This window comes from Microthrixaceae bacterium (assembly GCA_023957975.1).
Taxonomy (GTDB): domain Bacteria; phylum Actinomycetota; class Acidimicrobiia; order Acidimicrobiales; family Microtrichaceae; genus JAMLGM01.
The window spans coordinates 69,222-92,561 of the sequence record JAMLGM010000008.1 but is presented as its reverse complement, the minus strand read 5'-3'; the positions used below and the strand labels follow the sequence as shown (position 1 = coordinate 92,561).

Here is a 23,340-nt window from a genome sequence, read left to right as displayed (position 1 = left end):
ACATGTTGAAACGTCTGGCGACGAACTATCTGCGGCCCTACAAGCGGCTCATCGTTTTCGTCCTGTTGTTCCAGCTCATCGCAACGATCGCCAACCTGACGTTGCCGAGCCTCAATGCGGCCATTATCGACAACGGCGTCGCCAAGAACGACAACGGCTACATCTGGCGCCACGGCGGCATCATGTTGGCCGTCTCGCTCGTCCAGGTGGTGTTTTCGATCCTCGCCGTCTATTACGGTTCGCGCGCCTCGATGGGCCTCGGGCGCGATGTCCGCCACGACCTGTTCCACCAGGTGACCGGGTTCTCCAGCCGTGAGGTCAACGAACTCGGGGCGCCGTCGTTGATCACCCGCATCACCAACGACGTCACCCAGGTCCAGACCCTCGTGCAGATGACCTGCACGATGTTCATCGCTGCGCCGATCATGGCCGTCGGCGGCATCATCATGGCCCTGCGCGAAGACGTCGGGTTGTCGGCCATCTTGATCTTCTCGATCCCGGCGCTCGCCGCCGCGGTGTCCATCGTCGTCATCCGGCTCATCCCGACGTTTCGCCAGATGCAGGACCGGGTCGACAACGTCAACCGGGTGCTTCGCGAGCAGATCACCGGCATTCGGGTCGTGCGGGCCTTTGTGCGAGAGCCGGCCGAGAGCGAGCGTTTCGGCGTCGCCAACCAGGAACTGACCGACACCTCGCTGCGGGCCGGGCATCTGCTCGCCTTCATGTTCCCCTCGATCATGTTGGTGCTGAACGTCTCCACGGTCGCGACGATCTGGCTCGGAGGTTCACGCATCGATTCCGGCCAACTCGAGGTCGGGCAGATGATCGCCTTCATCGGGTACCTGGCGCAGATCCTGATGTCGCTGATGATGGCCTCGTTCATGGCCATGATGATCCCCCGCGCTGCGGTGTGTGCCGAACGCATCTGCGAGGTGCTCGACACCCCCTCGACCGTGGTCAACCCGACGGCGCCGATCGTGGAGTTGCCCCGCCGGGCGACCCTGGCGATGCGCGGGGTCGGGTTTCACTACCCCGGTGCGGAAGAGCCGGTATTGAGCGACATCAACCTCGAGGTCGCTCCGGGAACCACCACCGCGATCATCGGGTCGACCGGCGCTGGCAAGACGACGTTGTTGAACCTGGTCCCCCGGCTTTTCGACGCGACCTCGGGCACGGTCAGCCTCGGAGGAGTCGACGTCGCCGACCTCGACCTCGAGTTGCTCTGGAGCCGAGTCGGACTCGTTCCGCAACGGCCCTACCTGTTCAGCGGAACCGTCGAGTCGAACCTTCGCCATTCGGCCCCCGACGCCACCGACGAACAGCTGTGGGAGGCGCTCGAGATCGCCCAGGCCGCAGACTTCGTTCGGGACATGCCCGACGGACTGCAGTCTCCGATCACCCAGGGCGGCACCAACGTGTCGGGTGGACAGCGACAACGCCTCGCGATCGCTCGAGCGCTCGTGAGACGACCCGACATCTACCTGTTCGACGATTCGTTCTCGGCGCTCGACCTCGCCACGGACGCGAAGCTGCGCGCTGCGTTACTCCCTTACACCCGCGATGCCGGCGTGATGATCGTCGCCCAGCGGGTGTCGACCATCAAGGACGCCGATCAGATCGTGGTCCTCGAAGACGGCCGCATCGTCGGCCTCGGAACCCACTCCGAACTCCTGCGCTCCTGTGGCACCTACCAGGAAATCGTCGAGTCGCAGCTCTCCCAGGAGGAGGCGGCATGAGCGCAGACAACAACACCACCACCACCAGCAACACCGCCGGGCCGGGCGAGTCGTCCAACGAACCGCAGCGGATCGTCAATCCTCAGCAGGGCTCCGGGGGCGTGCGTTCGAGTCCCGTCGGCATGCCCGTGGCAAAGTCGAAGGACTTCTCGGGCACGACGAAACGCCTCCTGCGCCAGATGCGCCCCGACCGCACCGCAATGCTCGCCGTCATGGCACTCGGCGTGTTCGGCGTGTCCCTGCAGGTGGCCGGCCCCAAGGTCCTCGGACGCGGAACGAACATCATCTTCGAAGGCATCGTGTCGAAGATGCAGGGCGGCTCCGGCATCGAGTTCGACCGGTTGCACCGAGTGCTCATGATCGTGTGTGCCATGTACCTCGTCGCCGCCGGGCTGATGTGGGTGCAGTCGTGGGTGCTCGCCAGCGTCGTTCAGCGGACCATGCAGCGCCTGCGCGCCGCGGTCGAGGAGAAGTTGAACCGCCTGCCGCTGAGCTACGTCGACCAGGCGCCGCGTGGAGATCTGCTGAGCCGCGTCACCAACGACATCGACAACCTCGCGCAGAGCCTGCAACAGACCTTCAGCCAGATGCTGACCTCGGTGCTCAGCCTGATCGGCGTGCTCGGCATGATGATCTGGATCTCACGCCTGTTGGCCATCATCGCAGTGCTGACGATCCCGCTGACGCTATGGACGATGAAGTTCATCATGGCGCGGTCAAAGACGCAGTTCATCGCCCAGTGGGGCCACACCGGCGCGCTGAACGCCCAGGTCGAGGAGGCCTTCACCGGCCACAACCTCGTGAAGGTGTTCGGCCGCAGCGCCGATGTCGAACACACCTTCGCGTCGAAGAACGAGGAGCTGTACCAGGCGAGCTTCAAGGCTCAGTTCATCTCGGGGATCATTCCGCCGGCGATGATGCTGATCAGCAACCTCAATTACCTGTTCGTCGCAGTGGTCGGAGGCCTCAGGATCACCAGCGGCCATCTGACCCTCGGCGACCTGCAGGCGTTCATCCAGTACTCGCGCCAGTTCACACAGCCGCTCACCCAGGTGGCCTCGATGGTGAACGTTTTCCAGTCGGGGGTCGCCTCGGCCGAGCGGGTCTTCGAGTTTCTCGACGCCCCTGAGATCAGCGCCGAGCCGCCGCGGGTCGAACTGCCCGAGCGGGCCACTGGCCGCATCGAGTTCGAACACGTCGCGTTCAGCTACCTGCCGGACCGACCGCTCATCCGCGACCTGTCCCTCGTGGCCGAACCGGGCCAGACCATCGCCATCGTCGGCCCGACGGGGGCCGGTAAGACGACCTTGGTCAACCTGATCATGCGCTTCTACGAGATCAACTCCGGACGCATCACCCTCGACGGCATCGACACTGCGACGATCCCGCGCGACCAGCTCCGCAACCAGATCGGCATGGTGCTTCAGGACACCTGGATCTTCACCGGCACCATCCGCGAGAACCTCGCGTACGGCAACCTCGAGGCGACCGACGAACAGATCCTCGAGGCCGCCCGAGCCACCTATGTGGACCGATTCGTCCACTCGCTGCCCGACGGCTACGACACGGTGCTCAACGACGAGGGAACCTCGGTCAGCGCTGGCGAGAAGCAGCTGTTGACGATCGCCCGGGCGTTCTTGTCCGACCCGTCGATCCTCATCTTGGATGAGGCCACCAGTTCGGTCGACACCCGCACCGAGGTCCTCATCCAAAAGGCGATGGCCGCTTTGCGCAGCGAACGCACGAGCTTCGTCATCGCACACCGCCTGTCGACCATTCGCGACGCCGACGTCATCTTGGTGATGGAGGACGGCGACATCGTCGAACAGGGAAACCACGACACCCTGTTGGCGGCGAACGGCGCCTACGCACGTCTGTACAACGCACAGTTCGCCGGGTCCGCAGCCGAGCTCGACTGACCGCGCGGCCCGCCCACCCGCCGGTTCTCCGCTCCCCCCGGCCTGTTCTCCGATAACCAGTGGTCGTGATCACGACCACTGGTTATCGGAGAACGGGCGGGGCTGGGGGCTAGCGACCGCGGACGGGCAACTCGCCGATGACGATGTGTCGCGCCACCTTCGAGTCATCTCCGGCCGAGTCGTCGCTGCCCGAATCGTCGCTGGCCGAGTCGTCGCGCTGCACCTGCACGTGCACCGTGTCGCCCACCTCAAGATCTGCGACCGATCGCTGAATCGTCTCGGTCACGGTTGCGTCCTCGGCGACGGAGACGGTCACGGTGGTGTCGTCCGCGGTGGTCACGGTGAAGCCGGTCTCGCTCACCGAAGCGACGGTGCCAGACACGCCGCGTCCGCCGCGCCGGCCGAACCCACCCTCACCCTCGGACTTCTGCCCGACCACCGCTGCACCGATCGACACCCGCTGGGCGGTGACGGCCGACCCGTCCTCGCTGACCTCGCCGATCGCGCGGACCGTGTCGCCCACCGCGACATCTGCGAGGCTCGCCTCGACGCGTTCGGACACGGTGGTGTCATCGGTGGTGCTCACGGTGGTCGACTCGCCGGCGCTGTCGGTGATCGTCAACGATGCCCCGTCGATCGCGCTGATCTCCCCCGCCGTCCCACGCCCACGCATTCCGCGTCCGGCGTGCATCCCATCGCCCATTTCGCCGCAGTCCTTCTCGGGGGCGCCGTCGGGAACGCTGTCGGGGGTGCTTTCAGCGGGAGCGATCGACGAGGTCGTATCGTCCTGCGCCGAAGCGAGGTTGACCCCGATGGTGCCCGCAAGCCCCACCGCGCCGAGCGCTGCGACTGCGCCGACGGTTCCGGCGACGAGCCGGGTCCGTGTTGGCGAAGGTGAGCGCTCTGGCTTCGAAGTACCCGGTGCAGCGCCCGGTGAGGGGGTCGATTGGTGGTTGCTCGTTGTCTGATCGTCGGGGTTCATGGCGGTGTCTCCTTTCGGCGCCCTTCGACGCCTGGTTCACCACCGACATTCGCCCACGAAGCTCAGAATCTGCTGGGGATCCACTCCGGACTCACCCCGAACCTGCGGGCAGCCTCAGGGTGTAGCCGACGCCGCGAACGGTCTGAATGAGCGGCGGCTCGACGGCGTCGATCTTGTGGCGCAGATAGCTGATGTAGGTCTCCAACACGCTGGCGTTGGTGGCGAAGGTGTAATCCCAGACGTGTTCGAGAATCTGCTCGCGGGTGAGCACCCGACGGGCGTTCGCCAACAGAAACTGCAGCAGCCGGAACTCGGTCGGTGTGAGTTCGATGAGTGTTCCGCCGCGCCACACCTCGCGGGTATCGACGTCGAGTTCGAGATCCGCATAGCGCAGCGTGTTCGATCCCGGGCCGACGCCACCGGTGCGGCGCAACACCGCACGCACCCGCTCGATGAGTTCCTCGATGCTGAACGGCTTCGTCACGTAGTCATCGGAGCCGAGGCGTAGGCCTTCCACCTTGTCCGAGGTGGTGTCTCGCGCCGTCAGGAAGATGATCGGCACCTTCGTGCCCGCACCTTCGTGTTGGCGAACCCGCCTGGCCACCTCGAAGCCGTCGAGGTCGGGCAACATCACGTCGAGCACGACGAGATCGGGACGTCTGGTGCTGATGGCGGCGAGCGCCGCTCGACCCGAATGCACCCGTTCGACGTCGAACCCGCTATGGCCGAGGCCCATGGCGAGCAGTTCGGTGATGTGCTCCTCGTCATCGACGACGAGCACGAGCGGTTGGTCGGAGTTCGGATCCACGCACCATTCGTAGCGGGTCCGCGACGCCAACGGAACCATGGCCACCGGATTCGGAGCGAACTCCAAGGATTGTTGTGGCCCGGTCTCAGGGTCGGGGCACAGGATCGGACCATGACCGCCGCCGCAACCGCAGCCCATCACCGCGTCGCACTCCAGGGTCGCCGTCTGGGCCACAATGGCGACGACATGACGTTGCGCCTCCGACTCACCCTCGCCATCGTCGCCCTGACCTCGGTTGGCCTCATCGTGTTCTCGGTCGTGCTGACGAGCTTCTATGCCGCCAGCCAGTACGACCGACTCGACGAACGCCTCAGCACCACCGGCCCGGAGGCGATCAATCTTCTTGCCGCGGAGATCGGCCTCGAAGCGCCGACACCCGGGCGTCTGGGCACCGGGCGCCACCGCGTGCTCGGACCCGGCCTCGACGTCTCGGTCGAGCTTCGCGACCGCAACGGTGAGGTGCTCGGATCTGCGGTTCTGCTCGGCACGGAGAACCCGCCGGAGTTCCCCGCGACGGTGAACCCTGAACGGGGCACCAACCTGTTCTTCAACGTTCGAAGCGACACCGGGGAACGCTGGCGGGTCTTCGCCACGAGGATGGCCTTCGACCGCGTCGGGCTCGTAGCGGTGCCGCTGTCGGAGGTCACCGCTGCCATCCGCAGACTCGTCGTGCTCGAGGCGCTGGCCGGAATCGGGCTGGTGGCGGCGCTCGGCATCGGGTCGTGGCTGATCCTGCGCCGGGGACTGCGCCCGCTCGAAAACATCGCGTCGACCGCGTCGTCGATCACGGCCGGCGATCTCCGCCATGGGTCGATCACGGCGCGGGTCGCGCCGGCCAACACCCAAAGCGAAGTCGGACAACTCGGGCTCGCAATCGACACGATGCTCGACGAGATCGATGTCGCGCTCCGCGAACGCGACGCCACCGAACACAAGTTGCGCCAGTTTCTCGCGGATGCCTCCCACGAGTTGCGCACCCCGCTGACCTCGATCCAGGGCTTCGCCGAACTTTTCCGCCTCGGGGCGGCGGACGACCCCGAACAGCTCGCGGTGGTGCTGGGCCGCATCGAGTCGGAATCTCAGCGCATGAGCACCCTGGTCGAGGAGTTGCTGTTGCTGGCTCGCCTCGATCAGATGCGCCCGATCGAACGCCGCCCGGTCGATCTCACCGTGCTCGGCGCCGACGCGTGCACCGACGCACGGGCGACCGACCCTGATCGAGCGGTCACCCTCGACGCCAGCACCAGCGTCGTGGTGGCCGGCGACGCCATGCACCTGCGCCAGGCGATCGCCAACCTCGTCACGAATGCGCTGCGCCACACCCCCGACTCAACGCCGATCGAGGTCGCCGTCACCTCCGACGGGGCAACGGCCACGCTGAGCGTGCGAGACCACGGCGCCGGCCTCGACCCCGAGGCGCTTGAGCGGGTCTTCGACCGGTTCTGGCAGGCCGACAGCGCCAGGGTGGGAACGGGCACCGGACTCGGGCTGGCCATCGTTCACGCCATCGCCGCCGAGCACGGTGGCGGTGTCGAGGCGCGCAATCACCCCGACGGCGGTGCCGAATTCCTGATACGAATCCCGGTAGCCCCGGCCGGCGACCCAGTCCCCGCCCCAGCCCCAGCCCCGGCGTCGAACGCCAACCCATCGGAGTCCACATGAAGATCAGGATCGGCGTCGGAACCGGGGTCGGCCAGACCCTCGAGCAGCCGAGCCAGTTCGGCGAGGTTGTCGACCTCGTCGAGTCGCTCGGGTTCGACTCGCTGTGGGTGTCGGACCGTGTCGTCGGCGAGAGCCTCGACCCCACGGTTTCGCTTGCGATCGCTGCCGGGCGCACCAGCCGCATCAAACTCGGCGCCAACGTGTGGGTACTGCCGGGCCGCGACCCCTACCTCATGGCAAAGCAACTCGCCTCGTTGTCGCTGCTGAGCGACGGGCGGCTGCTGCCCGCATTCGGGCTCGGCTCACCGCATCCCGCCGATCGCGAGCCGTTCGGGGTTGCGAAGGGTCGCCGCGTCGCGATGTTCGAAGAGGGCCTGTCCGTCGTTCGGGCGCTGTGGGCCGGCGAGTCGATTCCCCATCCCCATGGGGGATCCGCGCTGCGACTCAAGCCGCGACCCGCCGAGCCGCTCGACATCTGGTTCGGTGCGAGAAGCGAGGCCGCGCTCGCACGAACCGGGCGCCTGGCCGACGGTTGGATCGGCAGCTTTCAAACCCCGCGGCGCGCCCGTCACTGTCGTGAGGTGGTGTTGCGTGGCGCCGAGGACGCCGGCCGGACCTTCGACCTCGAACACTTCGGCATGACGATCATGTACGCGCGCCACCAGCGCACCGAACTCGGCAGGTTCATCCTGTCCGTGCTCGGCGGCGACGACCGCAGCGACAGCACCGACGGCGGCGGCGACGGGTACGAGGCCGCGTGCTACCCCTGCGGCGCCGACGAACTCGTCGCGGTGTTGAACCAACACATCGACGCCGGCATCTCCAAATTCGTCCTGTCCCCTGCCGATGCGCCCGAGGACTGGGGCGACGAGTTGCGCTGGCTGCGCGAGGTCACCGGCCCACTCGAAACCTGAGCTGCGACCGCTCAGTCGAAACCTGAGCTGCGACCGCTCAGTCCACCGACAGCGGCGGTGGCGGCACCACCGAGGGGATCGAGAAATCCCAATCGGCGATCAGCGCCCGCAGCGCAGTCACGAGGATCTGCGGCACGTCGAGCATCGGGTGATGGCCGGCTTCGGGCAGTTCGATGATCGGGGTGCGACGCCCCATCGCTTCGAACATCCGCTCGCGGATCTCCGGGTTGATCAGTCCGTACTCGGAACGCAACAGCGCGACGCGACAGGCGATATGTGGCAGGTACGGCAGCGCCACGCTACGAACGGCGGTGCCGAGCTGCTCGAAGATCCGGTCGTCGAACTTCCAGGCGAAGCCGCCCTCGACGGCGCGCACCGACCGGCGCGCGACGTAGTCGAGCACGAAGTCCAGATAGTGCTCCTGGGCCGGAATCGTGCGAAATCGAGCCACGGCAGCGTCGACGGAGGGATAGACCCGCTTCTTGCCGAACGCTTCGCGCAGGTGGAACGAACGCACCTCCGGGTCGGGGCGGTCGACCGGGGAATCGACGATGATCACCCCACCGAGGCGGTGGCCGTGACGCGCTGCGGTGGCGATCGAGACCATGCCGCCCATGCTGTGGCCCACCGCCACCGGATGTGGCGCCATGTCCGCGTCCTCGATGACCGCGGCGACCTCATCGGTCCAGCTCTCCAAGGTGTAGACCTCGCGACGGCCGCTGTCGCCGTGGCCCGACAGGGTGATCGCCGCGACACGACATTCGCCGGCGAACCGTGCGGCGACCGGCGCCCACCAGTAGGCATGGGCTCCGCCGCCGTGCACGAACACCAGCCCCGGCCGGCCGCGCTTCCCCCACGCCAGGTACTCCACCGAGACGCCGTCAACCTCCACCTGTTCGATCGTTCCGGGCACCGCCAGCGCCCGTCGGAACCAGGCGGGGGCGTTGGGATGGATCTCATCGGCGGCGAGGGTCGGCAGCGGGATGCCCATGTCGTGGCACCGTAGCCGACTCTGTCGGCCACACTGGTGTGATGGACGTGACGGTATTCCTCGTCGACGATCACGAGATCGTCCGGCGAGGTGTGCGAACCCTCATCGACAACGAATCCGACCTGACGGTGATCGGTGAGGCATCGACCGTGGTCGAGGCGCTCGCGCAGATCCCCGAGGCCGGCCCCCGCGTGGCGCTGTTGGACCTCCACCTGCCCGACGGCACCGGTGTCGAGCTCTGCCGCGCCGTACGCGAGCAATGCCCCGACATCGCCTGTCTCATCCTCACCTCCTATGAGGACGATGGGGCGATCGTCGAGGCAACCGCGGCGGGCGCTGCGGGGTACCTCCTCAAGCAGATCCGCGGCGGCGAGATTCTGTCGGCCATCCGCGCCGCGGCTCAGGGCCAAACGGTGCTCGATGCGGCGCGCGCTTCGGGTGGCCATCGGGCGCCTCGACGAGACCAGGGCGAAGCCGAACTCGATGCCCGAGCGGAGTCGCTGTCGCCTCAGGAGCGGCGCATCCTCGATCACCTCGCGACCGGAGCCTCCAACCGGGAAATCGCCGACGAACTCGGTCTCGCCGAGAAGACGGTGAAGAACTACGTGTCGGGCCTGTTGTCGAAGATGGGCATGACCCGCCGCACCGAGGCCGCGGTCTACGCCGTTCGTCTCGCCGAGCGTCGCCGCGGCTGAGCGCCTCAGGTGAGCATGGTCAGCTCAGGCCGATGAGCTCGACGAGTCGCCGCACCGTGCGCACGATGTCGGCGTGGGTTCCGTGCCCCATCCCGACGGTGACCATGGCGCCGTTGTAGGCGGCGAAGATCACCCCGATCACCTCGGCGTCCACTCCGGGCAACGCCTGGCGAAGCCGACCGAGGGTGATCGCCGCGATCCGTTCACGCAGTTGCATGAGCGCTGGGTCGCCGTCGCCCATCATCAAGGCGACCTGCACGGCGTGGCCGACCGCGGGTTCGCCGGAGAACAACAACGCGGGCCCCTCGATCGCCTCTGCTGCCCGGTCGGCCGGCGAGGCCGACGGTGAGAGCACCAGCGGGTCGAGGCGTTCCATCTCGCGCAGGTACAACTCGGCGACGAGTTGCGCCTTGGATGGCACGAAGGAATAGGCCGTCGTGTGGGTCACCCCCGCGGCGAGTGCAACCGCACGTACCGTCAGCCCGTCGTAGCCGTCTTCGTCGAGGAGCCGCCGAGCCGAGTCGAGGAGGCCGTCGAAGGTCGCCTGGCGCCGTCGGGTCAGCGGTGGCCGTTGCACTGCGGTCATCGGTCGATTGTCGGAAGTTCGCCGAGCCCGCGCAAGTACTCGACCACATCTGCGAAGGTCTCGACGACCGGCCGGTACGACATGTTGAGCTCGGCAAGGGTTCGCGAGTCGTCGGTCGGGCGGCCCGCGCACATGATGATCGCCGCCTCCTCCGAAAGCGGACTCGACGGTGCGCCGGCCTCTCGCTGACGGTCGAAGTCCCTGCCCATCTCGATCATCGCCTCCGCGGTGACCTCGACCGCGGACACCTCGGTGCCGGCGGCCTGTCGAAGCGCCTCGGTCCATTGCATCCAGGTCACGAAGTGCCCACCGCACAGGTACCGGTTCGCTCCTTGGGGACGCTCGAGCGCGGCCACGATCAGGTCGGCCACGTCGCGCACGTCGATCACTCCCATTCCGCCGGGCGGACACAACATGGCAAAGTTCATCGCCCCGATGATCGCCGCGAACCCGTTGTCGAGGGTCGTCGAAATCGGGCCGTAGACCCCGCCCGGATACAGGGTGACGATGTCGCGGCCGTCGTCCTGGGCGGCGCGAACCAGCAGTTCCGCGTCGCGTTTGGACCGCCCGTAGGCCGACAGCGGTTCAGCCAAGGCGCTGGCGTCGGTGATGACCTCGTCGGGGGTGGGCAGGAACACCGCGAGGCTCGAGGTGTACACGACCCGACGCACCCCGTTGTCGGCAGCCGCCTCCAACACGGCGCGGGTGCCGGCGACGTTGATGTCGCCGGCAGGTCCGCTCCCGCCGGCCACCCCGACGTCGGCCGCGGCGTGAACGATCGCCTCGAACCCGCCGGCGGCCCCGTGCGATCCGGCGGCCCCATGCGATCCGGCGGCGACGGCTTCGGCGATCGACGCCGCGGACCCGAGGTCGCCGACCGCGACCGACGGCTGACGGGCAAGATCGAACGGGGCCAGCGCGGTCGCCAGCTTCTGTGGCGACCGCACGAACGCGGTCACCTCGTGTCCGGCGGCGTCGAGGGCCGCGACGGTATGGCTGCCGACAAAGCCGCTCGCTCCGGTGACCAGAACCTTCATTCCAAACCCTTCCCCACGGTTGACAGACAACTTTACAGGTGGAAACCTAGCCACCTGCGACACCCGACACCACGACGAGGGGGAACTATGTCCGGATATCCACGCGAAGAACTCGAAGCGATGGTCGACAAGTGGCTCGAGGCCAACCGTATCGCCGAAGAGTCGGGAGATTGGCGATCGATGGTCGACTGCTACGCCGACGATGCGCACTACGGCTGGAACTACGGCCCCGAGGTCGACTTCATGGCCAACGGCAAAGACGAAATCCGCGACTGGGCGATCGGGCTGGAAATGGACGGGCTGGCCGGCTGGACCTACCCGTATGAGTCGCTGATCATCGACGAAAAGAAGGGCATGTTCATCGGCCTGTGGCGTCAGGTCGCGGACGTGAAGCGTGACGACGGCTCCGACTACGACATCGCCGGCATCGGCGGATCGTGGTTCAAGTACGCCGGCAACATGCAGTGGGCCTGGCAGCGCGACTGGTTCGACCTCGGCAATGCCGCGTCGTTGTTCATCGAGTTGATGGGCAAGGACCAACTCAGCGAGGGCATGACCCAGCGCATGAACCGCCGACTCGGCCCGCCCACCCCCGGCCACTACCGGCGCGGCGAGTCGCCCCGCCCCATCTGGCCCGAGGACCGCTGAGCGAAGTGCCCCGGCCAGGCGACCACGGCACCGCGACCCGGACGGTTCAGTCGATGCGCACGGGAGGGTCGGGCACGCTCGCTCCCTTGGCGATGACGTGGTCGGGCAGCGTCAACATGAACTCGTACTGATCGCTCGGGTAGCCGAGGTGGGGCCCGGCGGCGTCGAGGCCCGGCTGCGCAACCGCCTCGGCCGGGCGTTCGAAGGTCGGCGGCTGCCGGAACCGCTCGACGTCGCCAGCGCTCACCCCGGCCCGTTCGAACACCGACGGGTCGATCCATTCGCGGCCGTCCACGGGCTTGGCCGACCACGCGGCCTCGAGTGTCAGCCCCTCCGGGCCGGCGAAGTAGATCGACGAACACATCCCGTGATCGATCGGACCGAACACCGGCACGCCGTTGGATCGGAGCCGGTCGCGCAGGGTCTCGAGCGCGTCGAAGGTATCGACGTTGAACGACACGTGTTGCATCGTTCCTGCCGCGCTCAGCCCGCCGCCGTGTCCGGCGTGGGTCACCTGGTCGATCGGCTCGATCTCCTCGACGCCCGGCGCCCAGACGAACGCCACGTACTCCGCGTCGTTCAACGCCACGAACGCATGTAGCGCACCTTCGACGCCGTGCATGTCGTAGAGGGCCACGAGCGGCAGGCCGAGCACCTGGGTGAAGAACTCGAGCTGCGCGGGCAGGTCCCTGGTCATGATCGCCAGGTGATGGACGGCGTTGGGTCTCATCAGCTTCCCCCTTGAGATGACAACATGGCCGAACTTAGTTTGTGCGCCGAGGGCGCGGCCCGACGACGGCCGACCGAATCAAGGGGGATCTATGGACGGGTTTGCTGCACGTTGCGAGCGCCTGGTGGAGCTGCTTCGCGAGGAGGCACCCAGCGCGGAGGAACAACGTCGGCTCAGCGATCGGGTCATCGCCGCCGCCCATGAGGAGGATCTGTTTCGATCGGTGGTGCCCTCCTCGCTCGGCGGACTCGCCGAACCGCTCGACGAACTACTCGGCGGCACGCGGATCCTCGCCCATGGCGACGTCGCGTCGGCGTGGACGCTGTCGTTTCTCGTCATGCACAGCTGGCTGATGTCGAAGTTCCCGGCGGCCGGCGTCGCCGAGATCTTCGCCGCCCACCCCGCTCCGCTCGCTCCGGCTCCACTGGCCCCGACCGGGTCGATCACCTCAACCGATGACGGCGTGGTCCTCAACGGATCGTGGGAGTGGGCGACCGGGGTCAACCACGCCGAGTGGGTGATGGTGCACGCCATCCAAAGCGAGCCGAAGTTCGCGATGAAGTTCTGCGTCGTGCCGATCGGGGAGGTCCGCGTCGACGACGTGTGGTTCACCGCCGGCATGCGCGCCACCGGTTCCAACACGGTTCGGGCCGACGACGTGTTCGTCCCGGATCACCGCACCCTGGACGCCCGCGCATTTCTCGACAGCACCGTCGGGGTCGACGGCGACGGATTGGCGAACCTGCCCGTCCCTCCGGTGCTCGCCCTCCTGGCCGCTGCCCCGGCGCTCGGCGGGGCGGAGTGGGCGGTGGACCTCTACGAGGAACGTCTGCGCACCCGCGTGCTCGCCTACAGCCTGGGAGACAAGGCGACCGAGCAGCCCGCGGCACAGATCCGCCTGGCGAAGGCGCGATCGGATCTGCGCCAGGCCCGCGACCACTTCGACGCCACCGTTGCCCGGCTCATGGCGGCCGCCGACCTCGGCGAGGTGTCGATGGGGGTGCGGGTCGACACCCGGCTGGCCGCGGCGGCCGTCGTGGCCTCGGCGCGCTCGGTTGTCAGCACCGTGTGCGAGGGGGCGGGCGCCAGCGTGTACCGCAGCGATCACCCGCTCCAGCGCATCCAACGCGACCTGGAAACCCTGAAGGGTCACGTCATCTTCGACTGGGACCGCACCGCCGAACTCGCCGGCCGGGTCGCGCTCGGATTCGACCTGCGCCCCGCCGACATGGTCTGAGTCCACGCCGCACGCAACACGCAACACGCAACACGCAAGGCGACACCACAACACCACATCAGGGGGGCCTCGTGGGCCACAAAGTCGAGACCATCGCGTACCCGATCGTTAGGGTCGAACAGGCAGCGTTCAAAGACACCTACGGCGGTGACGAGGGCGTCGTGTTGTGCGAGTCGTATCTCCTCAAGCCGGTCGGGGTGGACAGCGACACGGTCATCGTGTTCATGCATCCGGTCGGAGCGGGCGCGTACCTGCCGATGGTGCGCGGTCTCGCCAAGGCGGGACATCACGTCATCTACTGCAACAGCCACTACCGGGCCGACTTCGCCCTCATCATGGAAAAGGTCGTGCTCGACCTCGGCGCCTGCATCCGCGACGCCAAGCAACGCCTGGGCTACGCCAAGGTCGTGCTCGCCGGGTGGTCGGGAGGCGGTTCGCTGTCGCTGTTCTACCAATCGCAGGCCGAACACCCGACGCTCACCGAAACGCCGGCGGGCGATCCGCCCGACCTCACCGCCGCAGACCTCATCCCCGCCGATGGGATCATGCTGCTCGCCGCGCACCCGTCGCGCCACGGCACCCTCACCCTGTCGCTCGACCCCGCGGTACGCGACGAGTCGAACCCGGACGACCGCGACCCGGCCTTCGATCTCTACGGCCCCGACGCCCCACAACCCCCCTACGACCGCGAGTGGCTCGAGCGCTACCGTGCGGCGCAAGTGGCACGGAACCGGCGTATCACCGCATGGGTGAAGGCCAAGCTCGCGGAACTTCGGGCCTCCGGCCGGGACAACGAGGAGTTCGCATTCGTCGTGCACGGCACGATGGCGGATCCGGCCGCGCTCGACGGGACCATCGATCCGAACGACCGCGAGGTCGGCGTGTCGTTCCTCGGTGATCCGCGGGTGGTCAACAACGGCCCCGTCGGCCTCGCCCGGTTCTGTACGCTGCGCAGTTGGCTGTCGCAGTGGAGCCTCGACGACGCCAACGGCGACGGGCCGCGCGCTGCGGCGACGATCTCGATTCCGGCGCTGGTCATCTACAACAGCGCCGACAACATCTGTCTGCCCCAGTTCGCGTTGGACCTCTACGACGCCATCGGCCACGAGGACAAGGAACTGCACTGCATCGACGGGGCGACCCACTACTACCTCGGCGACGACCAGCGCCCGAAGCTCGCCGAGGCCGTGGGCATCATCACCCGTTGGCTCACCGACCACGATTTCGGCTCGCCGGCCACGGATTTAGAATAGGATTCTCAAATTAGCTCCAGGGGGTTTGGACACATGACCGAAGCATGGATCATCGATGCGGTTCGCACGCCGCGAGGCGGGGGTAAGCCGGGCAAGGGTGCCCTCACCGGACATCACCCGCAGCACCTCGGCGCCGCGGTCCTCAAGGCAATCGCCGAGCGCAACGACCTCAACACCGCCGAGGTCGACGACATCATTTTCGGCACGAGCCGACAGGTCGGAACCCAGGGCGGCGACCTCGGGCGCATGGCCGCGCTCGACGCCGGCTACGACACCCTCGCCTCGGGGGTCACCCTCGACCGCTTCTGTGGGTCGGGCATCACCGTGGCCAACCTCGGCGCCGCCACCATCATGAGCGGGATGGAACACGTCGTCATCGCCGGAGGATCCGAGATGATGTCGAGCTATCGCGAGAACTCGCCGCGCACGCCGATGCCCTTCCTCGACTCGGGCAACGAACACCTTCGTGCCATCCACCCCCAACCCCATCAGGGCGTATCGGCCGACGTCATTGCGACGCTCGAGAAGATCCCGCGTTCGGCCCTCGACGAGCTCTCCCTCGAATCCCAACGCCGCGCCGCGGTCGCCCAGGCCGAGGGGCGTTTCGACAAGTCACTCATCGCCGTCCATCACCCCGACGGCTCCCTCGCCCTCGACCGCGATGAGTACCCGCGTCCCCAGACGACGCTCGAGTCGCTCGCCGGATTGACCCCGGCGTTCACGACCCTGGCCGACCACCCGCTCGACGATCAGGGCACCACCTTCCGATCGCTGGTGCACCAGAAGTTCCCCGGCCTCGACATCGAACACGTTCATCACGCCGGCAACAGCTCCGGTGTGGTCGACGGCGCCGCCGCGATCCTCATGACCTCCGACGCCTACGCGAAAGCCAACGGGCTGACGCCCCGCGCCCGCATCCGGGCCTTCGCCAACGTCGGCGACGATCCGACGCTGATGTTGAACGCCCCGGTGCCCGCGGCACGCAAGGTGCTCGACAAGGCCGGGCTGACCTTGGACGACATCGACCTGTTCGAGGTGAACGAGGCCTTCGCCGTCGTGGCCGAGAAGTTCATCCGCGACCTCGACATCGACCGCAACAAGATCAACGTTAACGGCGGCGCCATCGCGCTCGGCCACCCGATCGGCGCCACCGGGGCGATGCTCATCGGCACCGTGTTGGACGAACTCGAACGCACCGACGGCACCTTCGGGCTCGTCACGATGTGCGCTGCGGGCGGCATGGCCCCGGCGGTCATCATCGAGCGCATCTGACCCACACCGCCGACAACCAGATCGAACCGAACGAACCGAACCGAACGAGAGGTACCTCCATGACCATCGCCATCACCGACGACCACCGCACCCTCGCCGAGACCGCGGATGCCTTCCTGACCCGCGTCGATTCCAAGGGCGCGGCCCGCGCGCTGCTGACCACCGACGACGAGACCCTGCCGACGTTCTGGTCCGACCTGGCCGAGCTCGGCTGGCTCGGACTGCACCTTCCCGAGGAACACGGCGGATCGGGTTACGGCGCCCCCGAACAGGTCGTGATCATCGAGGCGCTCGCACGCCACGCCGCTCCCGGCCCGTACGTGCCCACGATCGTGGCCTCCGCCGCCATCGCCGCCTCGGGTGACGAGGCCGCCAAGGTGGCCTGGCTCGGCGGACTCGCCGCTGGCACGACGGTTGCCGCGATCTCGATCGACAACGACCTCACGCTGAACGGATCGGGTGCGTCCGCAACGGTCGACGGCGACGCCGGCGTCGTCATCAGCGGCGCCCTCGCCAACGTGTTGGCCATCGCGGTCGGCGAGGACCTCGCACTCGTCGACACCACCGCCGCTGGGATCACCGTCGAGACCCCGAAGAACCTGGATCTGACCCGCCGCAGCTCGCGCATCACCCTGGATGCCGCACCGGCGACGGTCATCGCCGGCGGTGCCCGTGCGCTCGTCGACTATGCACGGCTCTACTTCGCTGCCGAAGCGATGGGCATCGCCCGTGAGACCACCGACCTCGCTGCCGCCTACGCCAACGAACGCCTGCAGTTCGGGCGGGTGATCGGCACCTACCAGGCCGTCAAGCACCACTGCGCCAACATGGCCGTCGGAACCGAACTGGCCACCGCGGCGGTGTGGGACGCGGCCCGCGCCGAGGCCAGCGGCGGCGACCAGCTCTCGATCTCGAGCGCCATCGCCGCAACCCTCGCCATCGGCACCGCTGAGTGGAACTGCCAGTTGTGCATGCAGGTGCACGGCGGCATCGGCTTCACCTGGGAACACGACGCCCACATCTACCTGCGACGCGCCACCGCGATGAAGGTGCTGTTGTCGGAAAAGGCGAGCGCCGAGCGCATCGTCGAGTTGGCCCGCGATGGCGTGCAGCGCGAGCGCTCGGTCGACCTGCCGCCAGAGGCCGAGCCGATCCGCGACGAGGTCCGCGCCTTCGCCGAGCGGGTCAAGGGGCTCGACTCCGCCGCGACCCGCTCCGCCATGTTGGCCGAGGGCTACGCGATGCCGCACTGGCCCAAGCCGTGGGGCCGTGCCGCAGGGGCCGTCGAACAGCTCGTCATCGAAGAGGAGTTCAAGGCCGCCGGGGTGCGCAAGCCCGCCTATGGCATCACCGGCTGGGTCATTCTCACTCTCATCCAGCACGCGAACGACGATCAGATCGCCCGCTGGGTGCAGCCGGCGCTCAACCAGGACCTCATCTGGTGCCAGCTGTTTTCCGAACCCGACGCCGGCTCCGACGCCGCCGGGATCAAGACCCGGGCGACCCGGGTGGATGGCGGCTGGCTCATCAACGGCCAGAAGGTCTGGACCTCGGGCGCGCACTACTCCAAGTACGGCTTCGCCACCGTGCGCACCAACCCCGATGTGCCCAAGCACCAGGGCATCACCATGGTCGTCATCGACATGGAAGCCGACGGCGTCGAGGTCCGGCCCATCAAGATGCCCTCGGGCGGGTCGGAGTTCAACGAGGTGTTCTTCAACGACGTGTTCGTCCCCGACGACGACGTGGTCGGCCCGGTCGACGGCGGCTGGACCGTCGCCCGCTCGACCCTCGGCAACGAGTCGGTGTCGATCGGCGGTGGCCAAGGCGGCATGAACATGCCCGGAGAGTCGTTCATCCCCATGCACGACCAGCACCCCGAACGACTCATCGGCGGCGCCGCACGCATCGGCCAGTACATCGCCCACGACAACGCCTGCACCCTGTTGAACCTTCGCGCTGCCAACCGTGCGGTCGCCGGCGGCGAACCGGGCCCCGAAGGCGCGATCACCAAGCTGGTACTCAGCGAGAACGGCCACGAGGCCACCGCCATCTTCACCGCCCTCACCGGTCCCGACGCCGCGTTCAACGAGGGCCCCGGCGAGATGTCGAACATGTTGGCGTTGTGGCACCGCGGCCTGTCGATCGCCGGCGGAACCTCCGAGATCAAGCGCAACCAGATCGGCGAACGCATCCTCGGACTCCCCCGCGACCCCCTCATCAGCAACTGAGCGAGCACGGTAGACCGGTCGCGCGACTGTCGGGCGTCGACGAGCGGACGTCTCGACTCACGTCAGTATCAACGCGCGCGCCGAGCGTTCAGCGCACTCGTCGACTCACTGGTGATCGTCGAGGTGACCGAAGCGCTCATCGCCGACGCGGCCGACCTGGCCGAGTCCCAGTCGTTGAGGGGCTACGACGCGGTCCACCTGCCCTAGTGTGGCGGGCCAAGGAGGGCCAGTGGCCGATTTCATCATGGTGACCGTCGTTGTCTTGCGACTCGTCGTCCCACTGTTCATTCCGAAATTTCCGCTGCCAGCAATCGTGTTGGCGCTCATCATCGACGGTGTCGACCAGACGATCTTTCAGATCTTCACCGACAGCGATCTACCGGGATACCAGTCCTATGACAAGGCCCTCGACGTCTACTACCTAGCGATCGCGTACTTGTCGACGATGCGCAACTGGCGCGAACCGGTGGCCTTCGACATCGCCCGGTTCCTCTTTTTATTTCGTCTCGTAGGCGTCGCGTTCTTCGAAGCCACCCAATGGCGTTGGATCCTCATGGTGTTCCCGAACACCTTCGAGTACTACTTCATCGCGTACGAGGCCATCCGTACCCGCTGGAACCCGTTCGTCCTGAAGTCCCGCCAAGTCGCCGGCCTCGCTGCGGCCATCTGGGTGTTCATCAAGTTGCCCCAAGAATGGTGGATCCACGTCGCTCAGTTCGACGTGACCGACACCCTCGCCGAGTATCCGATCGGGTGGTTGGTCATCTTCGGCGGGCTCGGCCTCATCGGGTTCGTGGTCTGGTCGCTGCGGGGGCGAATCCCCGCACCCGATTGGCCTTTCACCGTGCGCGTCGACGATCACCTGCAACTGAGCGACTACGAGGGCCGCGGTCGCGAGCGTTTCTTCTCGGCGATCCTCGTGGAAAAGATCATGTTGTGCGCCTTGATCGCCGTGATTTTCTCCCAGGTCATTCCCGGGGTACAGGCCACCGACACTCAACTCGCCATCGGCGTGACAGTCCTGGTCGTCGCCAACACGCTCATCAGCCAGGTCATCCGGCGTTTCGGCAAGGTGTGGGCGAGTTCGTTCACCCAGTTCCTAGCGACGCTCGCCATCAACATCGCAATCGTGTGGGTGGACGCCCGATTCGGCGGCGACTCGCGGGTCTACGGGCTGCGGTGGTCGACGGTGTTCTACATGGTGATGTTGAGCTTCCTCATGGCGCTGTTCGACCGCTACCGGCTGAGCCGCGACCCCCAGGAACGGATCGACGTGATGCGGACGCTGCGGAGCGGCGAAATCACTCCCCCGCTCGCGCGCCGGCCGTCATAGCGCCCGATCTCACGAGCGCCGCATGGATCACGAACGCAGCACGGATCACAAACTCAGCACGGCGTACGCGCTGGCCACCGCCAACGTGTTGCCGTTGCGGGTGTACCGCCTGCGGGGCACTCAGGTCGAGATGGGGCGACAGTTCGGCCAACTCGCCGCGACCGACGGCGGGTTTCAGGCCGCGATCGATCTCTACGCCGAGCGTCCGACCATGGCGGCCACGATGATCGCCGCGGGAATGCCGCATCGACAGCGCCGTACTGTCGAACGGATCGTCGACACGGTGTTCGCCCGGCAACGTCGAAGGCTTCACCGGATCCGCACCGGGCACTTCGCCGACTACGCGCAACGCACGGCGGCGGGTTTCGCCGAACTCGGCCTGCCGGCGGACCGGGTGAGCGCGACCTTCGTGATGGAGGCCCTGCAGAACATGGTCGGCGTCGTCGGCCGCACCTCGATGTTCACCAAGCCCTTGCAGGTGGCGGCGGTACCGATGTGTTCGGCGGTGGCCGTGTGGGGCGCAGCGACCTCCGACGAGGCGTTGCGCCATGCCCGGAACTTCGACTTTCCCGGAGGCTCGATCTGGGACCGTGCCCCGGCCGTGGTGTTCTGCGATCCCGACGACGGGTTGCGCTACGGATTCGTCACCACGCGGGGCCTCGACGCTCCGGGCATCACCTGTTTCAACGAGGCCGGGCTGACCTTGAGCGTCCACACCCGATTCCACCGCGAGGTCGGCTGGTCGGGCCCGTCGGTGATCGACCTCGGCCACGAGATCATCCGCACCTGCGACACCCTCGACTCGGCGATCGAGACGGGTCGGCGACTCGGCGCCACCTCGACCTGGGGACTGCTCATCTCCTCCGCGTCGCAGAACCGGGCCGCTGTGCTCGAAACCACGGCCAAACGCACCGCCGTCACCCTCAGCGACTCCGCCGACACCCACCTGACCTGCACCAATCGCTACCTGAGCAGCGAGTTGCGCCCCGGAGAGGTCGTCGCCTCCCCCGACTTCGCCACCGATTCCGACGACCGCCAGTGCCAACTCGAGCGATTCGTCGAAGACCATCGCGGTTCGATCGACTCGGCCGCGCTGCAGGAGGTGTTGGGCGACCTCGGGGCGATCGATCAGACCGACCTGAGCGACGACATCGTGCGCCTGTGCGGCCACAGCGTGGTGGCCCACCACTCGGTGGCCTCGATCGTGTCGAATCCGCAAGCCCGGTCGATCGATGTCTCGGTCGGCGCAACCCCGACCGGGTTCGGTCCGTACGCGACCGTGCCGTGGAGTTGGGACGGGCCCGTCGGCGTCGTGGGAGTCGTCGACGACGAACAGATCGGCATCGGACCGATTCGGGGTCGCGACCACCGCGGCAGACCGCTCGCTCTCGACGAACGGGCGGTCTCCTACGAGATCGCGGAGGTCGTCCAGCGGCACCTCGGCGGGGCAACTCCCTCGACGACACGGGCCGCGATCGAGTCGCTGTGTGCGCGGGTTCCGAACGAGCCGAACCTGCGTCGTTTCGCCGCCCAGCTCGCGCTGATGTGCGGCGACCCCGGCCGAGCGGTCACCCATGTCGACCACGCGCTCACCCTCGAGGGCACCCCCGGCGCACGAGCCAAGCTGCTCCTCGCCCGCTCACGAGCCCACCATTCACTCGGCGACCCGGTCGCCGCGGCGACCGACCGCGACGAGGTGATCGCCCTCGGCCGGGACTCGGCGCCCTTCGAGTTCGCCGCAGCCCATCGCGAGCAGGCCAAAGCGCTGTCGGCCTCGGCGCTGCGCAAGCTCTCGATCGACATCTTGCACCTCGACGCCCGCTGAGCCGAGGCAACGTCGCCGCGCGCTGCGATTCAGCGCATCTCGATTCAGCGTTTCGAGTGTGTGACCGCGCCCGACTGCATCTTCTTCGTCGACGCCCACGAACAGATCGGACAGGTCGTCAGATCGTGGTTCCGCGCCGGGCAGTGCTCGCGCCCGAAGAAGATGATCTGCAGGTGACGGCGGTTCCAGGTGTCCTTGGGAAACACCGCCTTGAGATCGCGTTCGGTGCGATCCACCGTGGTTCCGTTCGACAGCCCCCACCGATGAGCGAGCCGATGGATGTGCGTGTCGACGGCGAAGGCCGGGACGTCGAAGGCCTGGCTCATCACCACACTCGCGGTCTTGTGACCGACCCCGGCCAGCGATTCGAGAAACTCCCAATCCGCGACGACCTCGCCCCCGTGTTCGACGATCTGATGTGCCATCGTCGACAGGTTCTTGGCCTTCGTCGGCGCGAGGCCGACCTCGCGGATGATCTCGCGGATCTCCTCGGGGTCGAGCAACGCCATCTCCTGAGGGGTCGATGCCCTCGCGAACAGCGCCGGGGTCACCTCGTTGACCTTCTTGTCGGTTGTCTGTGCCGACAGCGCCACGGCCACGAGCAGGGTGTAGGGATCGTGGTGGTCGAGCGGGATCGGTTGTTCGGGGTACATCTCGTCGAGCATCTCGCCGATGCGGTCGGCCTTGTCCTGGCGTTTCACGACCCTCGCTCCACTCTCCAACGGTTACGTCGCCAAAGGGTAGCGATCGAGCGTCACGGCCCGAACGTTGTCCGATACGTTGGGCGCCATGGCCGGTCCCGGGCGCCCGAGGCGTTTCGACGAAGCACACGAACGACAGCTTCTGTTGGATGCGTCGATCGCCGTCATGGAACGCAACGGATTCGACGATGTGGCGGTCGCCGACATCCTCGCCGAGGCCGACGTGTCGACCCGCTCCTTCTATCGACATTTCGCGTCCAAGGACGAACTGGTCTGCGCCATCTATCATCGTGAGGCTCAGCGCATCGCCGAGCAGATCACCCTGCGGACCAAGAACGCCGCCGATCCGGTCGAGGCCCTCGATGCCTGGCTCTCCGCGATGCTGGCGGTCGGCCACCATCCTCGCAAGGCCAAACGAGCCGCCATTCTCGCGTCGCCGGGGGCTCGACGCGCCGAGGGGTACACCGAAACGGTGCTCGCCGCGCTAGAACTGTTCGCCGAACCGCTTCGGGACACCATCAGCGCCGGTCGCGCCGCAGGAATGATGCCGTTGGCCACCGACGAGGACGTCGAACTCCTGCAATCGCTCGTCTGGGGCGCGGGCGGGGTGCCCCCGGGACGGATCTCGCAGCGCAGCTTCGAGCAGTCACTCGCCATGGTGCGTTCCTTCGCCCATCGAGCGCTCGGCATTCGCGACGCGTAGCTGTCCGACACGGTGCTGTCCGACACGGTGCTGTCCGACACGGTGCTGTCCGACACGGCGCTGTCGCCTCGCGTAGC

20 protein-coding genes are annotated in these 23,340 nt (G+C 67.2%); 13 read left to right on the top strand and 7 right to left on the bottom strand.

Annotated features, from left to right (window positions below):
• Positions 1-2 precede the first annotated feature (2 nt).
• Together M9952_12185 and M9952_12180 are read left to right on the top strand one after the other, a co-directional pair.
• The gene (locus M9952_12185; GenBank protein MCO5313681.1) at positions 3-1,736 is read left to right on the top strand and encodes an ABC transporter ATP-binding protein/permease; all 1,734 of its coding nucleotides are present in this window, start codon (positions 3-5) and stop codon (positions 1,734-1,736) included.
• Positions 1,733-3,655 (top strand): ABC transporter ATP-binding protein/permease, encoded by a 1,923-nt coding sequence (locus tag M9952_12180; protein MCO5313680.1) that lies wholly within the window; start codon positions 1,733-1,735, stop codon positions 3,653-3,655. Before M9952_12185 ends, M9952_12180 begins: the two co-directional genes overlap by 4 nt.
• Before the next feature lie 109 nt (positions 3,656-3,764).
• Here the strand turns inward: M9952_12180 and M9952_12175 are convergent, their stop codons facing one another.
• Both M9952_12175 and M9952_12170 read right to left on the bottom strand, forming a co-directional pair.
• Positions 3,765-4,637 (bottom strand): DUF5666 domain-containing protein, encoded by an 873-nt coding sequence (locus M9952_12175; GenBank protein MCO5313679.1) that lies wholly within the window; start codon positions 4,635-4,637, stop codon positions 3,765-3,767.
• A 91-nt stretch (positions 4,638-4,728) separates the two neighbouring features.
• Positions 4,729-5,373: a response regulator transcription factor gene (locus M9952_12170; GenBank protein ID MCO5313678.1), complete on the bottom strand. Its 645-nt coding sequence runs from the start codon at positions 5,371-5,373 to the stop codon at positions 4,729-4,731.
• A gap of 183 nt (positions 5,374-5,556) precedes the next feature.
• Here M9952_12170 and M9952_12165 point away from each other — a divergent pair, with 183 nt between their 5' ends.
• Both M9952_12165 and M9952_12160 read left to right on the top strand, forming a co-directional pair.
• Entirely contained in the window at positions 5,557-7,107 is a 1,551-nt protein-coding gene (locus tag M9952_12165; GenBank protein ID MCO5313677.1) for a HAMP domain-containing histidine kinase, read from the top strand.
• Positions 7,104-8,021 carry an LLM class flavin-dependent oxidoreductase gene (locus tag M9952_12160; protein MCO5313676.1) on the top strand — a complete coding sequence of 306 codons (918 nt, stop codon included), beginning with the start codon at positions 7,104-7,106 and terminating at the stop codon, positions 8,019-8,021. The genes M9952_12165 and M9952_12160 overlap by 4 nt, the downstream gene beginning before the upstream one ends.
• Before the next feature lie 37 nt (positions 8,022-8,058).
• On the opposite strand, the gene M9952_12155 is transcribed toward M9952_12160, so the two are convergent.
• Positions 8,059-9,012 (bottom strand): alpha/beta hydrolase, encoded by a 954-nt coding sequence (locus M9952_12155; GenBank protein ID MCO5313675.1) that lies wholly within the window; start codon positions 9,010-9,012, stop codon positions 8,059-8,061.
• A gap of 41 nt (positions 9,013-9,053) precedes the next feature.
• On the opposite strand from M9952_12155, the gene M9952_12150 reads away from it, so the two are divergent.
• Positions 9,054-9,707 carry a response regulator transcription factor gene (locus M9952_12150; protein MCO5313674.1) on the top strand — a complete coding sequence of 218 codons (654 nt, stop codon included), beginning with the start codon at positions 9,054-9,056 and terminating at the stop codon, positions 9,705-9,707.
• A 19-nt stretch (positions 9,708-9,726) separates the two neighbouring features.
• Here the strand turns inward: M9952_12150 and M9952_12145 are convergent, their stop codons facing one another.
• Positions 9,727-10,293 (bottom strand): TetR/AcrR family transcriptional regulator, encoded by a 567-nt coding sequence (locus M9952_12145; protein ID MCO5313673.1) that lies wholly within the window; start codon positions 10,291-10,293, stop codon positions 9,727-9,729.
• On the bottom strand, positions 10,290-11,330 hold the full coding sequence (locus tag M9952_12140) for an NAD-dependent epimerase/dehydratase family protein (GenBank protein ID MCO5313672.1): 1,041 nt from the start codon (positions 11,328-11,330) through the stop codon (positions 10,290-10,292). Before M9952_12140 ends, M9952_12145 begins: the two co-directional genes overlap by 4 nt.
• Positions 11,331-11,417: 87 nt before the next feature.
• Here M9952_12140 and M9952_12135 point away from each other — a divergent pair, with 87 nt between their 5' ends.
• Positions 11,418-11,978 carry a nuclear transport factor 2 family protein gene (locus M9952_12135; protein MCO5313671.1) on the top strand — a complete coding sequence of 187 codons (561 nt, stop codon included), beginning with the start codon at positions 11,418-11,420 and terminating at the stop codon, positions 11,976-11,978.
• 46 nt (positions 11,979-12,024) lie between these two features.
• Here M9952_12135 and M9952_12130 read toward each other — a convergent pair whose 3' ends face one another.
• Positions 12,025-12,708, bottom strand: coding sequence for a VOC family protein (locus M9952_12130; GenBank protein MCO5313670.1), 684 nt, complete (start codon positions 12,706-12,708; stop codon positions 12,025-12,027).
• Positions 12,709-12,799: 91 nt separating this feature from the next.
• Here M9952_12130 and M9952_12125 point away from each other — a divergent pair, with 91 nt between their 5' ends.
• The 6 genes from M9952_12125 to M9952_12100 all read left to right on the top strand — a co-directional run bounded on the left by M9952_12125 (position 12,800) and on the right by M9952_12100 (position 21,859).
• The gene (locus M9952_12125) at positions 12,800-13,945 is read left to right on the top strand and encodes a hypothetical protein (protein MCO5313669.1); all 1,146 of its coding nucleotides are present in this window, start codon (positions 12,800-12,802) and stop codon (positions 13,943-13,945) included.
• Positions 13,946-14,016: 71 nt separating this feature from the next.
• On the top strand, positions 14,017-15,198 hold the full coding sequence (locus tag M9952_12120) for a lysophospholipase (protein MCO5313668.1): 1,182 nt from the start codon (positions 14,017-14,019) through the stop codon (positions 15,196-15,198).
• Positions 15,199-15,231: 33 nt separating this feature from the next.
• A complete protein-coding gene (locus M9952_12115; GenBank protein MCO5313667.1) occupies positions 15,232-16,470 on the top strand; it encodes an acetyl-CoA C-acetyltransferase in 1,239 nt (412 codons plus the stop codon).
• A gap of 59 nt (positions 16,471-16,529) precedes the next feature.
• On the top strand, positions 16,530-18,701 hold the full coding sequence (locus M9952_12110; GenBank protein MCO5313666.1) for an acyl-CoA dehydrogenase: 2,172 nt from the start codon (positions 16,530-16,532) through the stop codon (positions 18,699-18,701).
• A 229-nt stretch (positions 18,702-18,930) separates the two neighbouring features.
• On the top strand, positions 18,931-20,034 hold the full coding sequence (locus tag M9952_12105) for a hypothetical protein (GenBank protein ID MCO5313665.1): 1,104 nt from the start codon (positions 18,931-18,933) through the stop codon (positions 20,032-20,034).
• 22 nt (positions 20,035-20,056) lie between these two features.
• Entirely contained in the window at positions 20,057-21,859 is a 1,803-nt protein-coding gene (locus M9952_12100; GenBank protein MCO5313664.1) for a C45 family autoproteolytic acyltransferase/hydrolase, read from the top strand.
• 44 nt (positions 21,860-21,903) lie between these two features.
• On the opposite strand, the gene nth is transcribed toward M9952_12100, so the two are convergent.
• Entirely contained in the window at positions 21,904-22,560 is a 657-nt protein-coding gene (nth, locus tag M9952_12095; GenBank protein MCO5313663.1) for an endonuclease III, read from the bottom strand.
• Between the two features lie 88 nt (positions 22,561-22,648).
• On the opposite strand from nth, the gene M9952_12090 reads away from it, so the two are divergent.
• The gene (locus M9952_12090; GenBank protein ID MCO5313662.1) at positions 22,649-23,263 is read left to right on the top strand and encodes a TetR/AcrR family transcriptional regulator; all 615 of its coding nucleotides are present in this window, start codon (positions 22,649-22,651) and stop codon (positions 23,261-23,263) included.
• The last annotated feature ends 77 nt before the right edge of the window (positions 23,264-23,340 follow it).